Annotated in this window: 20 protein-coding genes; 2 read left to right on the top strand and 18 right to left on the bottom strand. The window is 69.6% G+C overall.

Annotated elements, in window-relative coordinates; translation table 11 throughout:
• Positions 1 to 311: 311 nt before the first annotated feature.
• The 14 genes from BM198_RS11050 to BM198_RS10985 form a co-directional block, all read right to left on the bottom strand.
• Positions 312 to 665, bottom strand: coding sequence for a YbaN family protein (locus BM198_RS11050; RefSeq protein ID WP_074970008.1), 354 nt, complete (start codon positions 663 to 665; stop codon positions 312 to 314).
• A 40-nt stretch (positions 666 to 705) separates the two neighbouring features.
• Entirely contained in the window at positions 706 to 1299 is a 594-nt protein-coding gene (locus BM198_RS11045) for a biliverdin-producing heme oxygenase (RefSeq protein ID WP_074969939.1), read from the bottom strand.
• A 501-nt stretch (positions 1300 to 1800) separates the two neighbouring features.
• On the bottom strand, positions 1801 to 3144 hold the full coding sequence (locus BM198_RS11040; protein WP_074969937.1) for a TolC family outer membrane protein: 1344 nt from the start codon (positions 3142 to 3144) through the stop codon (positions 1801 to 1803).
• Entirely contained in the window at positions 3144 to 4466 is a 1323-nt protein-coding gene (locus tag BM198_RS11035) for an HlyD family type I secretion periplasmic adaptor subunit (RefSeq protein ID WP_074969935.1), read from the bottom strand. The genes BM198_RS11040 and BM198_RS11035 overlap by 1 nt, the downstream gene beginning before the upstream one ends.
• Before the next feature lie 13 nt (positions 4467 to 4479).
• Complete coding sequence (locus BM198_RS11030; protein ID WP_074970006.1) at positions 4480 to 6255, bottom strand: type I secretion system permease/ATPase; 1776 nt, start codon at positions 6253 to 6255, stop codon at positions 4480 to 4482.
• Between the two features lie 156 nt (positions 6256 to 6411).
• On the bottom strand, positions 6412 to 7014 hold the full coding sequence (locus tag BM198_RS11025) for a heme acquisition protein HasA (protein ID WP_074969933.1): 603 nt from the start codon (positions 7012 to 7014) through the stop codon (positions 6412 to 6414).
• A 77-nt stretch (positions 7015 to 7091) separates the two neighbouring features.
• Entirely contained in the window at positions 7092 to 9752 is a 2661-nt protein-coding gene (locus tag BM198_RS11020) for a TonB-dependent receptor (protein ID WP_074969931.1), read from the bottom strand.
• A gap of 147 nt (positions 9753 to 9899) precedes the next feature.
• Positions 9900 to 10889, bottom strand: coding sequence for a FecR family protein (locus BM198_RS11015; protein WP_074969929.1), 990 nt, complete (start codon positions 10887 to 10889; stop codon positions 9900 to 9902).
• A gap of 67 nt (positions 10890 to 10956) precedes the next feature.
• Positions 10957 to 11469 carry an RNA polymerase sigma factor gene (locus BM198_RS11010; RefSeq protein ID WP_044410239.1) on the bottom strand — a complete coding sequence of 171 codons (513 nt, stop codon included), beginning with the start codon at positions 11467 to 11469 and terminating at the stop codon, positions 10957 to 10959.
• A gap of 84 nt (positions 11470 to 11553) precedes the next feature.
• Complete coding sequence (locus BM198_RS11005) at positions 11554 to 12189, bottom strand: SCO family protein (protein WP_074969927.1); 636 nt, start codon at positions 12187 to 12189, stop codon at positions 11554 to 11556.
• 146 nt (positions 12190 to 12335) lie between these two features.
• Positions 12336 to 13241: a heme o synthase gene (cyoE, locus tag BM198_RS11000; RefSeq protein ID WP_074969925.1), complete on the bottom strand. Its 906-nt coding sequence runs from the start codon at positions 13239 to 13241 to the stop codon at positions 12336 to 12338.
• Between the two features lie 23 nt (positions 13242 to 13264).
• Positions 13265 to 14308, bottom strand: a complete 1044-nt coding sequence (locus BM198_RS10995) for a COX15/CtaA family protein (RefSeq protein WP_074969923.1) — start codon at positions 14306 to 14308, stop codon at positions 13265 to 13267.
• A gap of 21 nt (positions 14309 to 14329) precedes the next feature.
• Positions 14330 to 14908, bottom strand: a complete 579-nt coding sequence (locus BM198_RS10990; protein WP_074969921.1) for a hypothetical protein — start codon at positions 14906 to 14908, stop codon at positions 14330 to 14332.
• Complete coding sequence (locus BM198_RS10985) at positions 14883 to 15653, bottom strand: SURF1 family protein (protein ID WP_074969919.1); 771 nt, start codon at positions 15651 to 15653, stop codon at positions 14883 to 14885. Before BM198_RS10985 ends, BM198_RS10990 begins: the two co-directional genes overlap by 26 nt.
• A 31-nt stretch (positions 15654 to 15684) precedes the next feature.
• On the opposite strand from BM198_RS10985, the gene BM198_RS10980 reads away from it, so the two are divergent.
• A complete protein-coding gene (locus tag BM198_RS10980; RefSeq protein WP_044410219.1) occupies positions 15685 to 15888 on the top strand; it encodes a twin transmembrane helix small protein in 204 nt (67 codons plus the stop codon).
• Positions 15889 to 15902: 14 nt separating this feature from the next.
• Here the strand turns inward: BM198_RS10980 and BM198_RS10975 are convergent, their stop codons facing one another.
• From BM198_RS10975 to coxB, 4 genes are read right to left on the bottom strand one after another with little or no spacing between them, the layout of a single operon-like run.
• Entirely contained in the window at positions 15903 to 16790 is an 888-nt protein-coding gene (locus BM198_RS10975; RefSeq protein ID WP_044410217.1) for a cytochrome c oxidase subunit 3, read from the bottom strand.
• Positions 16791 to 16812: 22 nt separating this feature from the next.
• Positions 16813 to 17358: a cytochrome c oxidase assembly protein gene (locus tag BM198_RS10970; protein WP_044410214.1), complete on the bottom strand. Its 546-nt coding sequence runs from the start codon at positions 17356 to 17358 to the stop codon at positions 16813 to 16815.
• A 1-nt stretch (position 17359) separates the two neighbouring features.
• Positions 17360 to 18964, bottom strand: coding sequence for a cytochrome c oxidase subunit I (gene ctaD, locus BM198_RS10965; RefSeq protein ID WP_074969917.1), 1605 nt, complete (start codon positions 18962 to 18964; stop codon positions 17360 to 17362).
• 1 nt (position 18965) lies between these two features.
• Entirely contained in the window at positions 18966 to 20093 is a 1128-nt protein-coding gene (gene coxB, locus BM198_RS10960; protein WP_074969915.1) for a cytochrome c oxidase subunit II, read from the bottom strand.
• A 370-nt stretch (positions 20094 to 20463) separates the two neighbouring features.
• Here coxB and BM198_RS10955 point away from each other — a divergent pair, with 370 nt between their 5' ends.
• A complete protein-coding gene (locus tag BM198_RS10955; protein WP_074969913.1) occupies positions 20464 to 21123 on the top strand; it encodes a hypothetical protein in 660 nt (219 codons plus the stop codon).

Raw genomic sequence — 21123 nt, 5'->3', positions numbered from 1 at the left:
CGACCAAGGGGAGGCGGGGACACTGCCCCTTCAGGAGGCCGAGAGCAGTCGTTGCGCAGGGGGACGAGCGGCATGGATGCCGCGAGAGGCGCGCCAGGCCAGGGATGGCCCATCGCGCCGGCCCCCGTAGCAGCGACGGAGCGAGGGGAGTCCCGCGAAGCGGGACCCGGATGCAGGGGCGAGCCCTTTTGGTTACTTTTCTGTGGGCGGCATTCCGACGATTGAGAAAAGTGACTCGCCTGGGAAGGCGAAACAGAACGCATCAGCACACGCGATAACGAGCTGGGCTCGAATACCTCAAGCAGTTGGCATCACTGCGATGCGACCACCCGCTCCGGCCGCGACCAGATCCACGCGGCCCCGAACGCCATCCCCACTCCGGCCATGATCACCGACGGCGTGTGCGACACGGTGCAGGCCATCAGCGTCAGCCCCAGGCTCATGCTGACGCTGGCCGCCAGCTTGGTGCGGCGGGTGATCACCCCGCCACGGCGCCAGTTGCGCAGCGGCGGGCCCAGCAGGCGGTGGTTCTCCAGCCAGGCGCTGAGGCGCGGCGAGCCGCGGGAGGCGGCCCAGGCCGCCAGCAGCACGAACTCGGTGGTGGGCAGCCCCGGCAGCACCACGCCCAGCAGCGCCAGGCCGATGGCCAGGTAGGCCAGGGCCATCCACAGCCAGCGCAGGCGGCCAGGTGTGGGGGCGGGGGTATCAGGCAAAGCAGCGTTCCAGGTGGTCGGTGAAGCGGTTGAACGCCGCGATGGCGGCGGCCTCGGCCAGGCGCTCCTGCTCGGCGTCCAGGGCCAGGCCGTCGAGGGTGGCGACGAAGGACTTCCAGCCCTGGGCGCGGCCGCCGGCCGGCTCGCCCAGGTGGCGGGCGCCGAAGGTGTCGGAGAGGCCCAGGCCCTCGGCACGCTTGTAGAGGAACGCCGCGCCGAGCTTGGAACCCTCGGAGACGAACAGCCAGCCCAGGGCCGCGCCCAGGCTCAGCCCCACGGTGGGCGCCTCGCCCTCGACCGCCGGCAGCGGGTGGCCCAGGTCCGCCAGGTCGGCCTTGGCTTGCTCGTGACGGGCACGGGCCGGCAGGTCCTCGAACAGCTGGCCCAGGCTGGCGTCGGCGTACAGCCCGGCCAGGTCCATCTGGAACAGGTACTGCGCCGCGACGAAGCGGGCGAAGTGCTCACGCTTGCCGAACGGGTCGTGGCTCTTCACCAGCGCGTCCAGGCGGCTGTGGGGCTCGTGGGTGACCTGGTTCAGGCGCTGGGAGCGCAGGGGATGGGACAGTTGCGGCTGGGATGCGGTCATGGCGATGTCTCGATTCGAGTGAACTGCCCAGGCGAAGCGCCGGGCCTTTCACACATGACGTTTTAGCGAACGAGACTCAGTAAAAATAATTGGACAGCTGCCAGTTTCAGAACACCACCGCCGAAGACTGGGCTGATTCCAACGCAGAGAAGCCGGTAAGTGCTACCCAGGATGTGACGCCCACATTGATGTATGTGGCTTGCCCTCGAGGGTGGGGCGGCGGAATCGCCCCTTCAGGAGGCTGAGTGGAGTCGTTGTAGAAGGGGTTGAGCGACATGGATGTCGCGAGAGCGCTGCCGGGCCATGGGTGGCCCGTCAGCGCGTGCCCCTGGAGCAAAGACGGAACGAGGGAAGTCCCGCGCAGCGGGACCCGTATGCAGGGGCAAGCCCTTTTGGCCCCTTTTGGGGCGACTGCCAAAAGGGGCTCGCCCGGGAGGGCGAAACGGAAAACATCCGCAGAACGCGAAAAGCAGCCGAGCCCCATTCCCGAAGCTGCTCCGCTCAGGCTTCGGGAGTCCTCCTGCTCCCCTCGAAATACCCCGCCAGCGCCTCCAGGTCCCCCGGCACCAGTTGCCCCGCCAGATACCGCAGCTGCAGCCACGCGCGCAGGTAGCCGTAGCGCGCCTGGGCCAGGTCGCGGCGGGCGCTGTAGAGCTGCTGCTCGGCATCCAGCACGTCGAGGTTGACCCGCTCGCCCCCGGCCACGCTGCGCCGGGTCGCCTCGATCAGGGTACTGGCGGACTCCACCGCCAGGGCGTAGGCACGCAGCTTGGCGGCGCTGCTGGCGCAGAGGTTGAACTGCTGGCGCAGCTGGTTGAGGGTCTCGGCGGTCTGCGCGTCGAGGCTGTGGCTGGCCTGCTCCACCTCGGCAACGGCGCGGCGGGTGGAGGCGCTGACGGCGCCCCCGGCGAACAGCGGCAGGCTGATCTGCAGGCCGATGCTGTCGGTGTCGTATTCCTGGTTGTAGGTGCTCTCGGAGCCGGAGCGGGTCTTGCTGGTGCTGGCGTAGGCGCTGACGGTGGGCAGGTGCCCGGCGCGGTTGCGCTCCACCGCGTAGCGGGCCCGGTCGAGGGCGTGGCGCTGGGCGGCCAGCTCCGGGTTGGCGGCCAGGGCGAGGTCGCGCCAGGTCTCGAAGCGCGCCGGTTGCAGCGGCTGCAGGGTGAAGTCCTCCGCCAGCGGGGTGAGGTCCTGCACCGCCAGGGGCTCGCCGACGATGGCCTGCAATTGGCGCAGGGCGGCGTCGAGGTTATCCACAGCCTCGATTTCCTGGGCGCGGGCCAGCTCCAGGCGGGCGCCGGTTTCCAGCAGGTCGGTGCGGGTGCCTTCGCCGGCCTGGAACAGCCGCTGGTTGAGCTGCAGCTGCTCGGCATAGGCGCGGCGCTGGGCCTGGACCAGGGCGATCTGGTCCTGGGCGAACAGCGCCTCGCTGTAGGCGCTGAACAGGCGCACCAGCAACTCCTGGCTGCGCCCGCGGTAGCGCGCGTCGGCCATCAGCGCCTCGGCCTCGCCCTGGCGGTAGGCGGCCCAGGCGGCGTAGTCGAACAGCGGTTGCTGCAGGGTGAGGGTGGAGGCGCGGCTGCGGTAGTCACGCTGGCTGGTGACGTTGCCCTGGGTGCTGGCCTGGGTCACCTCGGAGTCGTTGCGCGCGCTGCTGTAGCTGTAGGACAGCGTCGGCAGCAGCCCGGCCCGGCCAATGGCGCGGGCCTCCTGGCCGGCATCGCGCTCGGCCAGGGCGGCTTGCAGGGTCGGGTCGTTGCGCAGGGCCAGGGCGTAGGCGTCGCGCAGGTCGAGGGCGCTGGCCGGCCAGGCGAGCGCCAGCAGCAGGGCGGGGAGCAGGGCGCGCATCAGTCCTCCGACAGGGCCAGGTGCAGGCGGTCGGCCAGGGGCTTGAACAGGTAGTTGAGCAGCGAGCGCTCGCCGGTGCGGACGAACGCCTGCACCGGCATGCCCGGGCGGATGTCGAGGCCGGCCAGTTGCCGGGCACCGTCCTCGCTGACGCGGATGCGCACCTGGTAGTAGGGCTCGCGGGTCTGCTCGTCGAGCAGGCGGTCGGCGGACACCAGCACCAGCTCGCCGGGCACCCGGGGCGTGCTGCTCTGGTTGAAGGCGGCGAACAGCAGCTCCACCGGCAGGCCGGGGCGCAGGCGGTCCACCAGCTCCACCGGGGCGCGGGCGTCCACCAGCAGCGGCGCATCGCGGGGCACCACCTCCATCAGTTGCTGGCCGGGGGCGATGACCCCGCCGGGGGTGAACACCGCCAGCCCCACCAGGGTGCCGGCCACCGGGGCGCGCACCTCGGTGTGGACCAGTTCGAATTCGGCGCTGGCCAGGCGGCTGGCCAGTTCGCCGAGGCGCAGGCGGTTGTCCACCTGCTGCTGGTGCAGGTCGCGGCGGTACTCCTCGGCCTGCTGGCGTTCGCGCCAGCCCAGCTCCTGCACCTGCTGGTGGGCGTGGCCGATGGCGCCGACGGCTTCGCCCAGCTCCCCGTCGAGCTGGGCCAGCAGGCGCTCGTTCTCCAGCAGGCGGTTGCGCGGGATGTAGCCCTCCTGCGCCAGCCCGCGCAGCCCCTGAAGCTGCTGCAGCAGGGCTTCGCGCTGCTCGCGGCGGTAGCGCTGGGCGCTTTCCAGCCCGGCGAGGTGGGCGCGGGCACCGGCCAGCCCCTCGCGCAGGGCGGCCTGTTGCAGGCGCTGGGCTTCGCGGCGGCTGGCGAACAGCTGCTGGTGCAGGGCCTGGCTGGCCTGCATGTCGGGGTCATCGGCCGGCAGGCTCGGCGGGAAGCGCAGCTGCGCCTGCCCTTCGGTTTCGGCCGCCAGGCGCACGGCGGCGGCCTGGGCGTCGCGGTATTGCTGGCGCAGGGTGTCGCGTTCGGCGCGCGGGCGGGTGGCGTCGAGGGTGAGCAGCACCTGGCCGGCGCTCACGGCCTCGCCGTCGTGCACCAGCAGGCGCGCCACCACGCCGCCGGTGGGGTGCTGCACGGCCTGGCGGTGGCCGGCGACCACCACGCTGCCGCTGACGGCGACGCCCTTGTCCAGAGGGGCGAGGGCGGCCCAGAGCAGGAAGCCGCCGAAGCCGGCCAGCACCAGCCAGCGGCCGAGCCGCGCGGGGCGGTGGTCGTCGAGGGGCAGCACATCGGCCAGGGGGCGGGGGGCATCGGGCAAGGCGGGCATGGCAATCCTCGGCTCAAGAGCGGGTGGCATCCAGGCGGTAGTTGAGGCTGTAGGCGGAGGCGGCCCGGCGGGGGGCGGGCGCAGGGGCCGGGGCGACGGCGGGCGGTGCAGCGGCGGGCTCGCGCTGCAGGGCCTGGAGCACCCGCGCGGCGGGGCCGAAGGCCTGCATCTGGCCGCCCTTGAGCACCAGCAGGTGGTCGACGCTGGCCAGCAGGCTGGGCTTGTGGGTGATCAGCACCCGGGTACGGCCGGCTTCGCCCAGGCGGGCGAGGGCCTCCAGCAGGGCGCGCTCGCCGTCTTCATCGAGGTTGGCGTTGGGCTCGTCCAGCACCACCAGGGCCGGCAGCCGGTAGAGCGCGCGGGCCAGGCCGATGCGCTGGCGCTGCCCGCCGGAGAGGCCGGCGCCACCCTCGCCCAGGCGCGTGTCGTAGCCCTCGGGCAGGCGCAGGATGAGTTCGTGCACGCCGGCCAGGCGCGCGGCCGCCACCACCTGCTCGGGGTCCGGCTCGGCGAAGCGGGCGATGTTCTCGGCCACACTGCCGGCGAACAGTTGCACGTCCTGGGGCAGGTAGCCGATGTGGTCGCCCAGGCGCTCGCGGTCGGCCAGGGCGAGGTCGGCGCCGTCCAGGCGGACCTTGCCGCCGGCCGGCTCAGCGGCACCCACCAGCAGGCGCGCCAGGCTGGACTTGCCGGAACCGGAGGCGCCGATGATGCCGAGGGACTGCCCGGCCTCCAGGGCAAAGCCGATGGCGGCCAGGCAGGGCCGCCGGCTGCCGGGGGCGAAGGCGGACAGCTGCTCCACCTCCAGCGCCCCCCGTGGCGCCGGCAGGGGCATGCCGGCGCGGCGTGGCGGCTCGGCCTGCAACAGGGCCTGCAGGCGCTGCCAGGCGTCGCGGGCGCCGCTCCACTGGCGCCACACGGCGATCAGCTGGTCGATGGGCGCCAGCACCCGCGCCATGAGGATCGAGCCGGCGATCATCATCCCCGGGGTGATCAGGTGTTCCAGCGCCAGCCAGGCGCCGAGCCCCAGCACCAGGGACTGCAGGCCCAGGCGCACGCCCTTGGAGAGGGCACCGACGGCGGCCATGCGTTCGCTGGCCAGCCCCTGGCAGGCGAGGAAGCCACGGTGCTGCGCCAGCCAGCGCGCCCGCAGGCGACCGAGCATGCCCATGGCGTCGATGGCCTCGCCGTTGCGCAGGTGCCCGGTGGCCTGCTGACTGGCCTGTTGCGCCAGTTGCCCGGCCTGCTGCAACAGGCCGTGGCTGACCCGCTCGTTGAGCCAGGCCAGGGCCACCAGCGCCAGGGCACCGGCCAGGGCGAAGAGGCCGAGCCAGGGGCTGAACAGGCCGATCACCACCAGGTACACCGGGAACCAGGGGGCGTCGAAGAAGGCGAACAGCGCCGGCCCGGTGGCGAACTGGCGCAGGCTGTTGAGGTCGGCCAGGGCCTGGGCCGGGCTGGCACCGCTGCGGCTCGCGGCGCGGTAGGCGGCATCGTGGATGCGGGCGTTGAAGGCCATGTCCAGGCGTGCGCCGAGGCGGATCACCACCAGGCTGCGCAGCCACTCCAGCGCGCCCATGAAGGCGAACAGGCCGAGGGCCATGAGGGTCAGCATCAGCAGCGTCATGGCGTTGCCCGAGGCCAGGACGCGGTCGTAGACCTGCAGCATGTACAGCGCCGGCACCAGCATCAGCAGGTTGATCACGGCGGTGAACAGGCCGACGTTGAGCAGCGCCGGGCGGCTGGCGGCCAGGGCCTGGCGCAGGTCATCAGGGTGAAGGGTGGTCATGGACGGCCCCAGAGGCGCCGGCGGCAGGTTGACGCCCACCCCGGCGGCTCACAGAATTCGCACCCTCCGCAGCCCTCGCCCGCCAAGACTCGGGCTGCGGGGGTCACTCCACGCGAATGGGGGTCACCCTCCATTCGCGTCTCCTTTTCCCGCCGATCAGGCCGCCAGGGCCAGGTCGTCCAGCGGCTGCTGCAGGCCCACCGCTTCGGCCGGTGCCACGCTCAGCGGGCCGGCTGCCAGGGCGGCCGCCACGGCGTCGAAGGTGCTGGCGGTGGACACGCCGTAGTCGTCCAGCAGGTCGTTCAGCACGCTTTCCAGGGCGCTGGTGTTGCCGCCCATCAGGCCGTAGACCACCTGGTGGACCGCGCCGGCGTGGCCTTCGTTGAGCAGGCTCGACAGCCCCAGACCGCTGAAGCTGGCCTCTTCCTTGCCCGCACTGAAATCGAAGCCCGAGGCGTTCTTGGTCAGGTCGCTGCCCAGGGACACGCTGTCCAGGTCGCCATACAGGGTGTGGGCCGGGCTGGAGAACAACGTGTATTTGAGATTGCCCTCAGCGATGAAGGCTGCGTTGCTATTGGGGCTGGTCAGGGCGTACTCGGTACCCTCGAGCCGTCCCGGGTAGAAGCCGCCGGTGTTGACGCCGTCCTGCACCTGGCCGGGGCGGTGGTTGGCATCGCCGAAGTAGCCGGCCCAGTCGGCCAGGTAGTCGGTGATGGTCCAGCTGGCGTAGGTGGCGGAGTAGGAAATCGAAAGGCTCATGCAGTGTCTCCAGTTGAGGTTTCCGCCGCGCGGCACGGCGCTGCGCGACGGCTTTGCCCGTCATGGGCAAATCCGGGTCAGAAGGTGTATTCCACGGTGCCCTGCAGGGTGCGGCCCCGGCCGAGGGTGAAGGCGAGGACGTCCCCCAGGGGCACCAGGTAGGCGCGGTCGGTGACGTTCTCCAGGGCCAGGCGCAGGGTCAGGTTGTCGGTGGCCTTGTAGCTGCCGTAGAGGTCGTAGACGGTGTAGGCCTTCCAGTCCGCCGGGTAGACCTGCTCGCGCGCGGCGGCGTCGCCGGCGTCCAGGGCGTAGCCCTCGCTGTAGCGGGCCCGCGCGCCGAGGTCGAGGCGGCGGTCGAGCAGGCGGGTGCCGAGGGTCAGGCTGCCGCGGTCCATGGGCATGTGCTCGGCGCTGCCCATGTGGCCGCCGCAGCTCACCATGGCGTTGGCGGTGGCGTTGGGCACGTAGCCGGTCACCGGCGGGCGGCGGCCGCTGCCGTAGACGGGGGACACCGCGCCGCCGAGCCAGGCCTCGTTCGAGCAGTACTCGTTCTCGCCGATCATGTGGGTGTAGGCGAGGTTGCCGTAGTAGGCGCCCATGTCGTAGTCGAGGGCGTACTCGACGCCCCGGAAGCGGGTGCTGGTGCGGTCGTTGACGTAGGCTGACACCCCCAGGGCGGCCACCCCCACCCCCGGGCGCTGCAGCCCGATCGACATGTAGGTGAAGTCGTCGATGCGGGTGTCGAAGTAGGCCACCTTCAGGCCCAGGGCATCGCCGTCGGTGAAGAGGTTCTGCTTGAAGATGTTGAACCCCACTTCCCAGGACTGGGAGCTTTCCGGCTTGAGGAAGGGGTTGGGGTACATGGTTTCCGCGCTGCTGCCGTGGGGGCGCCCGGAAATCAGCGTCTCGGTCACCGCCGGCGGACGCCAGCCCTCGCCGTAGCGGGCGAAGAGCTGCAGCCAGTCCGGGCCGGGCTTGAGCGCGATGCCGAAGGTGGGCGAGAACGCGCCTTCCTCGCGGTCCACCTCGTAGCGCAGCGGGACGCTGTAGGTGGGGTTGCCGGGGGTGTTGAGGCGATAGAGGGTGATGTTGAAGCCCGTTTCGCCCTCCAGGTGGTAGCGGTCGTAGCGCAGGCCGGCGTCCAGGGTCAGCCAGTCGTCGTAGTCGAGCTGCAGGTTGGCGAACAGGCTGCCCATGGCGCGGTCGCCCTTGGGGGTCATGCCTTCGGACACCGGGAAGCCCACGGCGGAGCCGCTGGCCACGGCCTGGGTGGAGTCGGGGCGGACCTTGTCCTGGAAGTACTCCAGGCCGTAGTTGGCTTTCAGGGTGGTGAGCTCGCCGAGCAGGAAGGTGGAGGTGTTCTCCAGCTGCAGGCCGTAGGTGTCGGTCTGGTAGGTGATGGCGTAGCCGGCGCTGCTGCCACGGGCCAGGGTGGTCTGCCGGTTGCGGTTGTCGACGTGGTAGAGCTTGGCCTTGAAGTCCACCAGCAGGTCGTCGGGGCTGTAGCTGTAGTCCAGCGCGACGTTCTGCGACACCACGTTGCTGCTGCCGAGCTTCTCCCAGAGCTCGGCGTTCTCCACGTTCATCATGTTGGCGTCGTCGTAGGCCACCTGGGTGCGCAGGTAGCTGAGCTGCACGCGCTGGTCGGCCGGCAGGTTGAGGCCGAGCTTGGCCAGGCGCGAGCGCATGGTGGAGCCGGAGTAGGCCACCGGCGAGTGCTTGATGCGCTCCTCGACGCCGGGGTTGAAGCTGGAGCCGGTGCGCAGCTGGCCGATGCTGCCGTGGGTGCCGGGGTCGTAGTCGCCCAGGTGGCGCTCGCTGGCGGCGAAGAGGAGGTCGCCGACCTCGTTGCCCAGGGCAAAGGCACTGCTGCCGATGAAGTCGGTGCCGTTGGCGTAGCCGCCCAGGCCGGTGGTGGCGCGCACGCGGCCGCCGAACTCCTTGCCTTCGTGGATGAAGTCGCGGGCGTTGAGGGTGCTGAACTCGGCCACCCCGCCGATCACCCCGGCGCCGCCCATGCCGGAGGTGGCGCCCTTCTCGATGGTCACGGCGGAGAGCAGTTCCGGGTCGATGTACATCGTGCCGTTGCGCTGCTGGTGGCCGCTCTGCTGGAAGTTCTGGCGCATGCCGTCGATGTTCATGTTGACCCGGCCGTAGTCCTGCAGGCCGCGGATGTTCACCGAGAGGCCCGGGTCCTGCTGGCTGACGGCGGTGTAGACGCCGGCGCTCTGTTCGAGCATGTCGGCGGCGTGGCGCGGTGGGTTACGGTCCAGTTGCTCGCGGTCGATCACCGCCACCGAGCGGGGGGACTCGTAGACCCAGTCGTGGGCGTTGGCCTGGCCCTGCACCTGGGTGGCGCCCAGCTCCAGGGCGTCGCCGCTGGCTTCGCGCACCAGGCTGACCTCACGCGGGGAGGTGAAGCGGAAGCTCACCGGGGTGCCCCGCAGCAGGCGGCGCAGGGCCTCGTCGGCGGCGTAGCGGCCCTGTACGGGGGCGCCCTGGAGGTCGGCGAAGCGCGAGGCGTCGAAGATCACCTGCACGCCGGACTGTTCGGCGAAGGTGAGCACCGCCTGGTCGAGGGCCTGGGCCGGGATGTCGAAGGCGACCTGGACGGCTTCGGCGTGGACCTGTTCCACCGCGACCAGGGGCAGGGCCCCCGCGCCGATCAGGGCCCAGTGTCCCCCCAAGACGAGCAGCGAACGGCGGAATCGCCGGCCCATCCCTTTGCGTGCGTTCATCGTGTGTTCCTGTGGCTGCTTGGTGTTGTTCGGTGAATGCAAATCACTCTCAACAGCAAGACGCGCCACTCACGCAAAGTCAGTAAAAGAAATTTCCGCGCGGGTGGGAGGGCAGGCCGCAGGCCCGTCGATACGGGCACGGGAGGGTCAGTAGAGGAAGGTGGCGCCGGGCACGTCCAGGCGCTGGGCGTGCAGTTCGTGGGTGAGGGTGTCGAGGGCCTCGTCGAGGATGTCGAGGCGGAACACGCCGCTGACCTCCCGGCGCGCCAGGCGGGCGTCGGTGACCACCAGGCGGCGGGTGCGGTAGCGGTTGAGCTGTTCGGCCACTTCGGCCAGGGGCACCCGGTCGAACACCAGCACCCCGCGCCGCCAGCTGCTGGCCCGCTGCAGATCAAGCCCGAGCAGGGGCTGGATGCCCTGGACGCGGTCGTAGCGGGCGCTCTGGCCCTCGCTCAGTACCCGTTCACCGGGAACGCCTTCGAGGTTCACCGCGACGCTGTGTTCGAGCACGCCGACCCAGGCCCCTTGCCCGCGCTCCCCCACCAGGAAGCGGGTGCCGAGGGCGCGGGTGGTGCCACCGGCACTTTCCACCACGAAGGGCCGGCGTTCGTCGCCACCCATGGGCGCGACGCTGAAGCAGGCTTCCCCGGCCAGCAGGCGGACGCGCCGCTCGCCGTCGCTGTAGAGGACGTCGATGGCGCTGCGGGAGTCCAGCTCCACCTCGCTGCCGTCGGGCAGGGTGACCCGGCGCACTTCGCCGGTGCCGGAGGCGTAGTCGGCCAGCAGGGGCATCAGCAGCGGGCGGCCCGCGTCCACGCCCAGCACCGCCACCAGCAGCAGCGCGGCGACCCCGCTGGCCCAGCGCCAGCGACGGCGCGTGCGGGTGGCCGGGCGCGCGGCGTCCCTGGGCGCACGGCGGCGCGGCGGTTCACCGGCAGCCGGTCCGTCGGCCAGTTGGCCGAGGGCGTCCCAGGTGGCCTGGGCGAAGGCCAGCGCCTCGGGGTGGCGCGGGTCGGCCTGGCACCAGCGCGCCAGGGCCTCGGCCGTCGCCGGGTCCGGGTCGCCCTGGCTGAGGCGCACCGCCCAGTCGGCGGCTTCCTCGCGTATTTGCTGCTCCCGCAGGTGCTGGCTGATCACGTCGGTCTCTCGTTTCTCGTTATAGGAAGGCTGACGTTCGGGGACGCCATTCACCGTAAACCATCCGTCAGTCGCTCCGCGGGCCGTCCTGCAGGCGCTGCATGACGTGGGCGAGGGCCTTGGCCAGGTGCTTCTGCACCGAGCTGTCTGAGATATCCAGCTGGCGCGCCACCTCGGCGTGGGTCAGGCCGTGCAGGCGGTTGAGGCGGAAGATCTCGCGGGTGCGCGGCGGCAGCTCGGCCAGGGCCTCACGCAGGCGGCGCCGATGCTGCTCGGCGGCGGCCTGTTCGTCCAGGGGCGGGGCGTCTTCGACGATCTCGTGCAGGGCTTCCTGGGGGACCAGGTCGGTGCGCCGGCGGGCCTGCTGGCGCACGTGGTCCACCAGCAGGTTGTGGGCGGTGCGGTAGAGGTAGGCGGGGCCGTTGTCGATGGCGTCCTTGCCGCGCTGCTCGGCCAGGCGCAGGAAGCTTTCCTGCACCAGGTCGGCGGCCAGTTGCGGGTCCCGTACCTTGCGCGTCAGCAGGCTGCGAAGGGCCTTGGCGTGCTGGATGAACAGGCTCTTGAGATCGGGCTCCGACAAGCGCGCTCCCTGGCTTTGACAGGAGAAGGGAGCGCCATCCTAGTTTTATTGAGAATCAATTTCAAATAAGAAATCGATACGGAATCAGCTGGCTGGGGTCACCAGAACCGGCAGCTGTTCCTTGAGCTTCTGGTTGTTCAGCGGGGCGCGGATGAAGCCGCGCTGGGTGCCGTCGGGGCCGATCACCACCAGGTTGCCGCTGTGGTCGACGGTGTAGTTCTCCTTGCTGGTGTCGGCCGGGATGAACGGGATGCTGACGGCGTTGGCCAGCTTCTGGATGCTGGCCAGCTCGCCGGTGGCGCCGAGGAAGGCCGGGTCGAAGTAGCCCAGGTACTGCTTGAGCTGCTGCGGGGTGTCGCGGTTGGGGTCGACGCTGATCATGACGATGCGCACGCGGTCACGCGCGGCCTCGGGCAGCAGGCCCTTGAGCTCGCGCATCTGCGCCAGGGTGGTGGGGCAGATGTCGGGGCAGAAGGTGTAGCCGAAGAACAGCAGGCTCCATTTGTCCTTCAGTTCGTTCATGGCGATCGGCTTGCCGTCCTGGTCGGTCAGGCTGATGGCGGGCACGGTGCGCGGCTGGGGCAGCAGGACGATGCCGGCGTCGAGCAGGCGGGTGGGGTCGGCCTGGCGCTGGCCGTTGAGCACCTTGTTCACGGTCAGGCCCAGGACCAGGGCCACCAGGGCGATGAGGACGAATACGGTTTTCTGCACGCGGGTCATGGTTGCTCTTCGCTTGGAATGGGCGGTGCCGGCAAGCCTATCAGGCCCGGTGGGCCGGGGCTCGTCCGAACGCGGGGATGCGGCCTGCCCCTCGCGGCACGGGGCGCGAGGGGCGATGCATCAGGACCTGCTCAGGGCCCGGGGGCTCAGACCGCCAGCAGCAGGTAGTGATCCAGCAGCAGGGCGATGAAGAGCAGGAAAAGGTAGGCGATAGAGTACTTGAAGGTGCCGATGGCGGCGTGCGGTCGGCTGTCGCGGTAGAGCCTCCAGGCCCACTGCAGGAAGCGCCCGCCGAGCAGCACGGCGCAGGCCAGGTAGAGCAGCCCGCTCATGTGGATGGCGTAGGGCAGCAGGCTGACGGCGAACATCACCAGGGTGTAGAGGACGATGTGCACCTTGGTGTAGTGCTCGCCGTGGGTGACCGGGAGCATCGGGATGTCGGCCTTGGCGTACTCGGCCTTGCGGTGGATGGCCAGGGCCCAGAAGTGCGGTGGGGTCCAGGCGAAGATGATCAGCACCAGCAGCAGCGGCTCGGCGGAGACGTGGCCAGTCACGGCAACCCAGCCCAGCAGCGGCGGGGCGGCCCCGGCCAGCCCGCCGATGACGATGTTCTGCGGCGTGGCGCGCTTGAGGAAGCCGGTGTAGAGCACGGCGTAGCCCAGCAGCGAGGCGAGGGTGAGCCAGGCCGCCAGTTCGTTGGTGAAGCGCAGCAACAGGGCCAGGCCTGCCACCGCCAGCAACAGGGCGAAGGCCAGGGCCGCCAGCGGCGAGACGCGCCCGCTGACGACGGGGCGCTTGAGGGTGCGCGCCATGATGGCGTCGATGCGCCGGTCCACCACGTGGTTCACCGCCGCCGCCGCGCCGGCGCAGAGGGCGATACCCAGGTTGCCGAATACCAGGACCTCCCAGGCCACGCCGGCGCGGGTGGCGAGGAACATCCCCACCAGGGAGGTGATGATCATCAGCAGCACGACCTTGGGCTTGGTCAGTTCCAGGTAGTCCCGCCAGGTGGCGTGGACCTGGGTGTGTCCATGCTGGAGCAGCGTGGCCATGGCGTCTCTCCTTCTTCTTGTCGTCAGGCGGGCTTGCCGGCAGGCAGGCGCAGGGCGGGGTCGCCCGGTTCGGTTGCCAGGGCTGGGGCGCGCACGCGGTAGTTCACCAGCACCAGGGTCAGCAGCAGCAGGGCGCCGCCGCCGTTGTGGGCCACGGCCACCGGCAGCGGCAGGTGGAAGAGCACGTTGCTGATGCCCAGCCCCACCTGCAGCGCCAGCACCGCCAGGAGCAGCCCGGCGAGGCGCCCGAGGCCTTCGCCGCGCAGGCGCCAAGCCAGCGCCAGCAGGGTCAGGGTCACCACCAGGGCGCCGAGGCGGTGGGTCATGTGGATGGCGGTGCGGGCGTCGCTGTCCAGCTGGCCGCCCAGGTAGTTGGGGCCGATGTGCTGGGTGAGGTGGAAGCCGTTGGCGAAGTCCATCGCCGGCCACCACTGGCCGTGGCAGGTGGGCAGGTCGACGCAGGCCACCGCCGCGTAGTTGGAGCTGACCCAGCCACCCAGGGCGATCTGCCCGATCACCAGGGCCAGGGCCGCTGCCGCCAGCCGCCGCAGGCCCGCCGGCAGGCCGAGCGCCGGCAGCGCACCGGAGAGGCGCAGGCTGAGCAGGAACAGCAGGGCCAGGGTGGTGAAGCCGCCGAGCAGGTGGGCGGTGACCACCTGGGGCCAGAGCTTGAGGGTGACCGTCCACATGCCGAAGGCGGCCTGGGTGATGACCACGCCGAGCAGCACCAGCGGCAGGCGCAGGGGCTGGCCGTCACGCCCGCGCCGCACAAGGGCGTGCACCGCAAGGCCGAGGATGGCCAGGCCGAGGGTGCCGGCGAAGTAGCGGTGGACCATTTCGTTCCAGCCCTTCTGCGCCTCCACCGGGGCTTCGGGGAAGTGGCGCTCGGCGTGGGCCAGCTGGGCGTCGGTCTGCGGTACGCCGATGAAGCCGTAGCAGCCCGGCCAGTCGGGGCAGCCGAGGCCGGCGTGGGTGAGCCGGGTGTAGGCGCCGAGCAGCACCACCACCAGGGCCAGTACCGTGGCGACGGCGGCGAGGGGGAAACCGGGTCGGGAGGTGCGGGGCATGGCAGTCTCCTGCGGGCCGGGTCAGCCGATGTTGGACAGCTTCAGCAGGTGGCGCAGGTCGTCGAGCACGCGCTTGCCGGGTACCTGGCCGTCGTAGCGCAGCACCAGGTTGCCGTGGGGGTCGACGATCCACAGCTGCGGGACGCTGCCGCCGCTGGCCTTTCTGTAGATGGACGGGTCCAGGCCGTAGCGGGCCAGGCGCGGGTAGTCGCGCTCCAGGGTCTGGCGGAAGGCTTCGTCGAGGCTGCCACTCAGGGCCAGGGCGTGGTCGGCGCGATTGGCTTCGCGGCCCAGGCCGATGTTGATCTGCCGGGCGAGGTAGACCAGCTGCTGGCAGTCGGCGGCGCAGCCGGCCGGGGCGGTCACCAGCAACTGCCAGCGCTCGGGGGCGGCGGCGCCCTGCACGCCGAGGTCTTCGCGCTGCTGGCCGTTGCCGATCAGCGTGCCGTGGTAGCTGCGCCCGTCAGGCACCCAGAAGCGCAGGTGGTACATGGCCGAGGCCAGCACCATGGGGCCGATCACCACGGCGAGGATCAGCAGCAGTTGCAGGCGCCCACGGGCGCGGCGCGGGCGTTCAGGCAGAGCGAGGGCGGGCGTCATCAGGAAGCTCCCGTGCTTGGCGGATGCCGAGGTAGAGGTACAGGGCGCAGAGGGCGACGGCCATGGCGAACCATTGCACGGCGTAGCCCAGGTGGCGTTCGGGGCCCATGGCCACCACCGGCCAGTCGGTGTCGTAGGCGGCGCTGCCGGGCTCCAGACGCAGTTCCAGGGGCAGGCCGCCACGGCCGAGGCGCTGCCAGAGCGCGGTGGCGTCCACCTGGTTGATCAGCTGCGGCCAGTCGCGGCTCTCCACGTGGCGCAGTTCGAGGCTGGCACCGGGCGGGACGTAGGCCCAGGCATCGAGCACCTGGGCGGCGGCGGGGGTGTCGAAGGTCGGCGGGGTGCGGCGGTCGGGCCAGGGCAGCCAGCCCCGGTTGACCAGCACCCAGAGCCCGCTGGCGGGGTCGTAGAAGGGTTGCAGCAGTTCGACGCCGGGGCGGCCGTTGCGGATGCGGTTGTCCAGCAGGAGGCTGTGCTGGGCGTCGAAGCGGCCCTGCAGGCGCACCCGCATGAAGGCGGGGTCGGGCTGGCGCTCCAGGTCCAGCACGCTCACCGGGTCGGCCTGCCGGCGGGCTTCGTAGCCGGCCAGCAGCTGGCGCTTCTCCTCGGCGCGGCCGAGCTGCCAGAGGCCCAGGCCGACCAGCAGCGGCAGCAACAGGAGCACCGCCAGGGTGGGGCCCCAGCCGGGTCGGAAGCGCCGGGCCCGGGGTCGCCGGGTGCCCGGGTAGGGCTGGCTATACTGCACGACGTCCCCCTTCTGTCGACGGAGTCGCCCCATGCTCAAGGCGCTCATCCTGGTGTTGCTGCTGGCCATGGTGGCCAGCCTGTTCAGCGGGCTGTTCTTCCTGGTCAAGGACGCCGGCAAGGGCCCCCGCCTGGTGAACGCCCTGACCCTCCGTGTGGTGCTGGCCGCGTCGATCCTGGCGCTGGTGGCCTGGGGCTTCTACAGCGGCCAGCTGGTGTCCCACGCCACCTGGTAATGCCTGCGTGCGGTTCAGAGCACGTAGACGAAGATGAACAGCCCCACCCAGACCACATCCACGAAGTGCCAGTACCAGCTGGCGGCCTCGAAGCCGAAGTGGTGCTCGGCATCGAAGTGGCCGCGCAGGATGCGCACCAGCATCACGGTGAGGATCAGGGTGCCCATGGTCACGTGGGCGCCGTGGAAGCCGGTGAGCATGAAGAAGGTGGCGCCGTAGATGCCGGAACCGAGGGTCAGGCCCAGCTCGTGGTAGGCGTGCACATATTCCTCGGCCTGCAGGGCGAGGAAGCTGGCGCCGAGCAGGATGGTCAGGGCCAGCCAGATCTTCAGCAGCTTGCGGTTGTTCTTCTTCAGCGCGTGGTGGGCGAAGGTGACGGTGAAGCTGGAGGACACTAGCAGGATGGTGTTGATCAGCGGCAGGTGCCACGGGTCGATCACCGCCTTGGGTCCGGGGAACAGCTTGGGATCGGGGGTGTTCAGCAGCGGCCAGGTGTACTGGAAGTTCGGCCAGAGCATGTTGGCCACGCCCTTGGCGCCCTCGCCGCCGAGCCAGGGGCCGGACCACATGCGGATGTAGAACAGGGCGCCGAAGAAGGCGGCGAAGAACATCACCTCGGAGAAGATGAACCAGCTCATGCCCCAGCGGAACGAGCGGTCCATCTGTGGGCTGTAGAGCCCGCCGCGGCTTTCCTTGATCACCGCGCCGAACCAGCCGAACAGCATGTAGGCCAGGCACAGGGCGCCGATGAAGAAGATCAGCGGGCCGTTGGACTCGGGCCGCGCGGCCTTGAGGTCGTTGAACCAGGTGCCCAGTCCGTAGACGGTGATGAGCATGCCCAGGGTGGCGATGATCGGCCACTTGCTCTGGGCGGGGACGTAGTACTGCTCGTGGCTAGCCATCGTGTCGTTCTCCTTGCGCGCCTCAGTTCTTGGCGACTGGCGGCTTGCGGGCGGTGATGTCGAACAGCGTGTAGGCGAGGGTCAGGTGGTGCACGTCCGCCGGCAGGTCGCGGTCGACGATGAAGCGCACCGGCATCTCGATGCGTTCGCCCGGCTGCAGCACCTGTTGGGTGAAGCAGAAGCACTCGGTCTTGTGGAAATAGGCGGCGGCCTTGGACGGCGAGATGCTGGGGATCGCCTGGGCGGTCATGGGCTTGTCGGTGGTGTTGTGGGCGATGAACAGCATTTCGTTGCTGGCCCCCGGGTGCACCACCAGGTCGTCCGCCTTGGAGCGGAACTCCCAGGTCATGTCCGCCGCGTTGGTGGCGAGGAACTGCACCCGCACCTGGCGCTGGGCGTCCTGCACCTGGCTGCCTTCGTAGGCGCTGGCGTTGGTCTTGCCGTTGATGCCGAAGGCGACGCACATGACGTCGTAGATCGGCACCAGGGCGAAACCGAAGCCGAACATCGCCACCACCAGCACCAGCAGGCGCAGGATCAGGCGGCGGGTTCCCAGCTCGCCGTCCATGTCACTTCACCTCGGGCGGGGTGCTGAAGGTGTGGTAGGGCGCCGGCGAGGGCACGCTCCATTCCAGGCCCTCGGCACCGTCCCAGGGCTTGGCCGGGGCGGGTTTGCCGCCACGGATGCACTTGATGACGATGAACAGGAACAGCAGCTGGGTGGCGCCGAAGGTGAAGGCGCCGATGGAGGACACCATGTTGAAGTCGGCGAACTGCAGGTTGTAGTCCGGGATGCGCCGGGGCATGCCGGCCAGCCCCACGAAGTGCATGGGGAAGAAGGCGAGGTTCATGCCGATGAAGCTCATCCAGAAATGCAGCTTGCCGAGGGTCTCGTCGTACATGTGGCCGGTCCACTTGGGCAGCCAGTAGTAGGCCGAGGCGAAGATGCCGAAGATGGCGCCGGGCACCAGCACGTAGTGGAAGTGGGCCACCACGAAGTAGGTGTCGTGGTACTGGAAGTCCGCCGGGGCGATGGCCAGCATCAGCCCGGAGAAGCCGCCGATGGTGAAGAGGATGACGAAGGCCACGGCGAACAGCATGGGTGTCTCGAAGGTCATCGAGCCCTGCCACATGGTGGTGGCCCAGTTGAACACCTTCACCCCGGTGGGCACGGCGATCAGCATGGTGGCGTACATGAAGAACAGCTCGCCGGTGAGCGGGATGCCCACCACGAACATGTGGTGCGCCCAGACGATGAAGGAGAGGAAGGCGATGGAGGCGGTGGCGTAGACCATCGAGGTGTAGCCGAACAGCGGCTTGCGGGCGAAGGCCGGGATGATCGAGCTGACCGCGCCGAAGGCGGGCAGGATCATGATGTACACCTCGGGGTGGCCGAAGAACCAGAACACGTGCTGGAACAGCACCGGGTCGCCACCCCCTGCCGCGTTGAAGAAGCTGGTGCCGAAGTGGATGTCCATCAGCATCATGGTCACGCAGCCGGCCAGCACCGGCATCACCGCGATCAGCAGGAAGGCGGTGATCAGCCAGGTCCAGACGAACAGCGGCATCTTCATCAGGGTCATGCCCGGGGCACGCAGGTTGAGGATGGTGGCGATCACGTTGATCGCCCCCATGATCGAGCTGATGCCCATCAGGTGGATGGCGAAGATGAAGAAGGTGACGCTCTCCGGCGCGTAGGTGGTGGACAGCGGGGCGTAGAAGGTCCAGCCGAAGTTGGGCCCGCCGCCGGCGCTGAACAGGGTGCTGATGAGCAGGCCGAAGGCCGCCGGCAGCAGCCAGAAGCTGAAGTTGTTCATGCGCGGCAGGGCCATGTCCGGCGCGCCGATCATCAGCGGGATCATCCAGTTGGCCAGGCCGACGAAGGCCGGCATCACCGCGCCGAAGACCATGATCAGGCCGTGCATGGTGGTCATCTGGTTGAAGAAGGCCGGCTCGACGATCTGCAGGCCGGGCTGGAACAGCTCGGCGCGGATCACCATGGCCATGGAGCCACCCACCAGGAACATGGTGAAGGCGAACCACAGGTACATGGTGCCGATGTCCTTGTGGTTGGTGGTGAGCACCCAGCGCATCAGGCCCTTGGCCGGGCCGTGGTGGTGATCATGCCCGGCATGATCGTGACCAGTGTGGTCCGGATCGATCACTGCACTCATGTCATTTCTCCTCGGCTTGTTTGAGGGCCAGGACTTCCTTGGGCGTGACCATGTCGCCCTTGGCGTTGCCCCAGGCATTGCGCTCGTAGGTGATCACGGCGGCGATGTCGACCTCCGACAGCTGCTTGCCGAAGGCGGCCATAGCGGTGCCGGGCTTGCCGTGGAAGACGATGTCGAGGTGGCCTTCCTTCGGCCCGGTGGCGATCTTCGAGCCCTTGAGCGCCGGGAACATGGGCGGCATGCCTTGCCCTTCGGGCTGGTGACAGGCGGCGCAGGTGGTGTGGTAGACCTTGTCGCCACGGGCCACCAGTTCGTCGAGGGTCCAGTCCTTCTCGGTCAGTTCCTTGACCTTGGCCACCTCGGCCTTGCGCTCGTCGAGCCACTTGGCGAAGTCCTCGCGGGACTTGGCCTCGACCACGATGGGCATGAAGCCGTGGTCCTTGCCGCACAGCTCGGCACACTGGCCGCGGTAGAGGCCGGGCTTCTCGATGCGGGTCCAGGCCTCGTTGACGAAGCCGGGGATGGCGTCGCGCTTGACCGCCAGCGCCGGCACCCACCAGGAGTGGATCACGTCGGCGGCGGTGATCAGGAAGCGCACCTTGGTGCCCACCGGGATCACCAGCGGCTCGTCCACCTCCAAGAGGTAGTGCTCACCCTTCTCGGCCTTGTTGTGGATCTGGTCGGTGGGCGTGGCCAGGTTGCTGAAGAACTCCACGTCCTGGCCCAGGTACTTGTAGTTCCACTTCCACTGGTAGCCGGTGATCTGGATGTCCAGCTCCGACTCGGAGGTGTCGTAGATGTTGATCAGGGTGCGGGTGGCCGGCACCGCCATCGCCACCAGGATCACGAAGGGCACGACGGTCCAGAGGATCTCCACCGTGGTGCTTTCGTGGAAGTGGGACGGTTCCTGGCCGGTGGAGCGCCGGTGGACGAGCATCGACCAGAACATCACGCCGAAGACGACCACGCCGATCACGACGCAGATCCAGAAGATCGTCATGTGCAGGTCGAAAACGGTCTGGCTGACTTCAGTGGCGCCGGGCGTCATGTTGACCGTCCAGGCCGCCTGGACCGGGGTCAACGTCAACCACAGCAGGAATCCCATCCAGGCACGCGGATGTCGCATCATTGCGGGTTCCCCTTATCGTTCTTGTTCTTCCCGCCGGCTGGGCCAGCGGCTGGGGGACGGTCGTCAATACGGCTGACTTTAACGGCCGACCTCTAGCACGTGGTGCACAGTCGGGTGTCATCAGGTAACGCCTTCGGGTCGGAGTATAGACAGGGGGTCCGACCTGGCAATTCGCGGGGAAATTTATCCTGTGCGGAACGTTCCCAACGCTGCAGACCGCGCCGGACGTGGCTTCGCTGGTAAAGTAAATGGGACCCGTTATCGCTTGGATGCATAAGCGTTAAGCGATTATGACAATCCGGTCTTAGCCGCCGGCCACGGCAGGCTAAGGTCTGTTCTTCCCATCCCATGTCCTGAATCAGGAGCAGTCATGAACACCCTCGCCCTGCGCGAACTGATCCGCCAGGCCCACGCCCAGGAAGCCGTCCAAGGCCACCTGGCGCGCCTGCTCGATGCCCAGCTGTCCCGCCTGCACCCGGCCATCCGCCTGCCCGGCGACGATGCCCACGGGGTGCTCTCGCGCTTCGTCGCGGCCTACATCGACCAGGTGCCGGACGTGCTCGACGCCGCCGCCAGCGTCGCGGCCGAAGCCGGTATCGAGGCGGAGGTGAAGCCGGTGTTGAAGGTGGCCGAGCACTTCTTCCTGCAGCCGCCCAGCGTGGTACACGGGCACGAGGGGCTGGACGGCCTGCTGGACGAGGCCTACCTGGCCCATCGCCTGGTGGAGGAGGTGAACGACCGCTACATCGCCCACCTGGGCGAGCCGCTGATCCCGCTGGACACCACGGTGGCCAACCTGATCGCCCACCAGCTCATCGGCGAGCCCTTCGCCAACCAGCTGGACGAGGCCGTCCACCTGGCGGTGGACGGCATGCTGGACCCGGGCGTGTTCCAGCGCGAGTCGGTGCAGCAGTACCGCGCGCGGCTGCACGACCCGAAAGTGGAGGCGGCGTGGAAGCGCTGGCCCTGCCTGTCGCGCCAGCTCGGCGTCGAGCTGCAGCTGGACCCGGCGCCCTGCGCCACCGCCTGA

This window comes from Metapseudomonas otitidis (genome assembly GCF_900111835.1).
Taxonomy (GTDB): Bacteria; Pseudomonadota; Gammaproteobacteria; order Pseudomonadales; family Pseudomonadaceae; genus Metapseudomonas; species Metapseudomonas otitidis.
The sequence above is the reverse complement of the archived record's forward strand: the minus strand, read 5'-3'. Positions and strand labels throughout refer to the sequence as shown.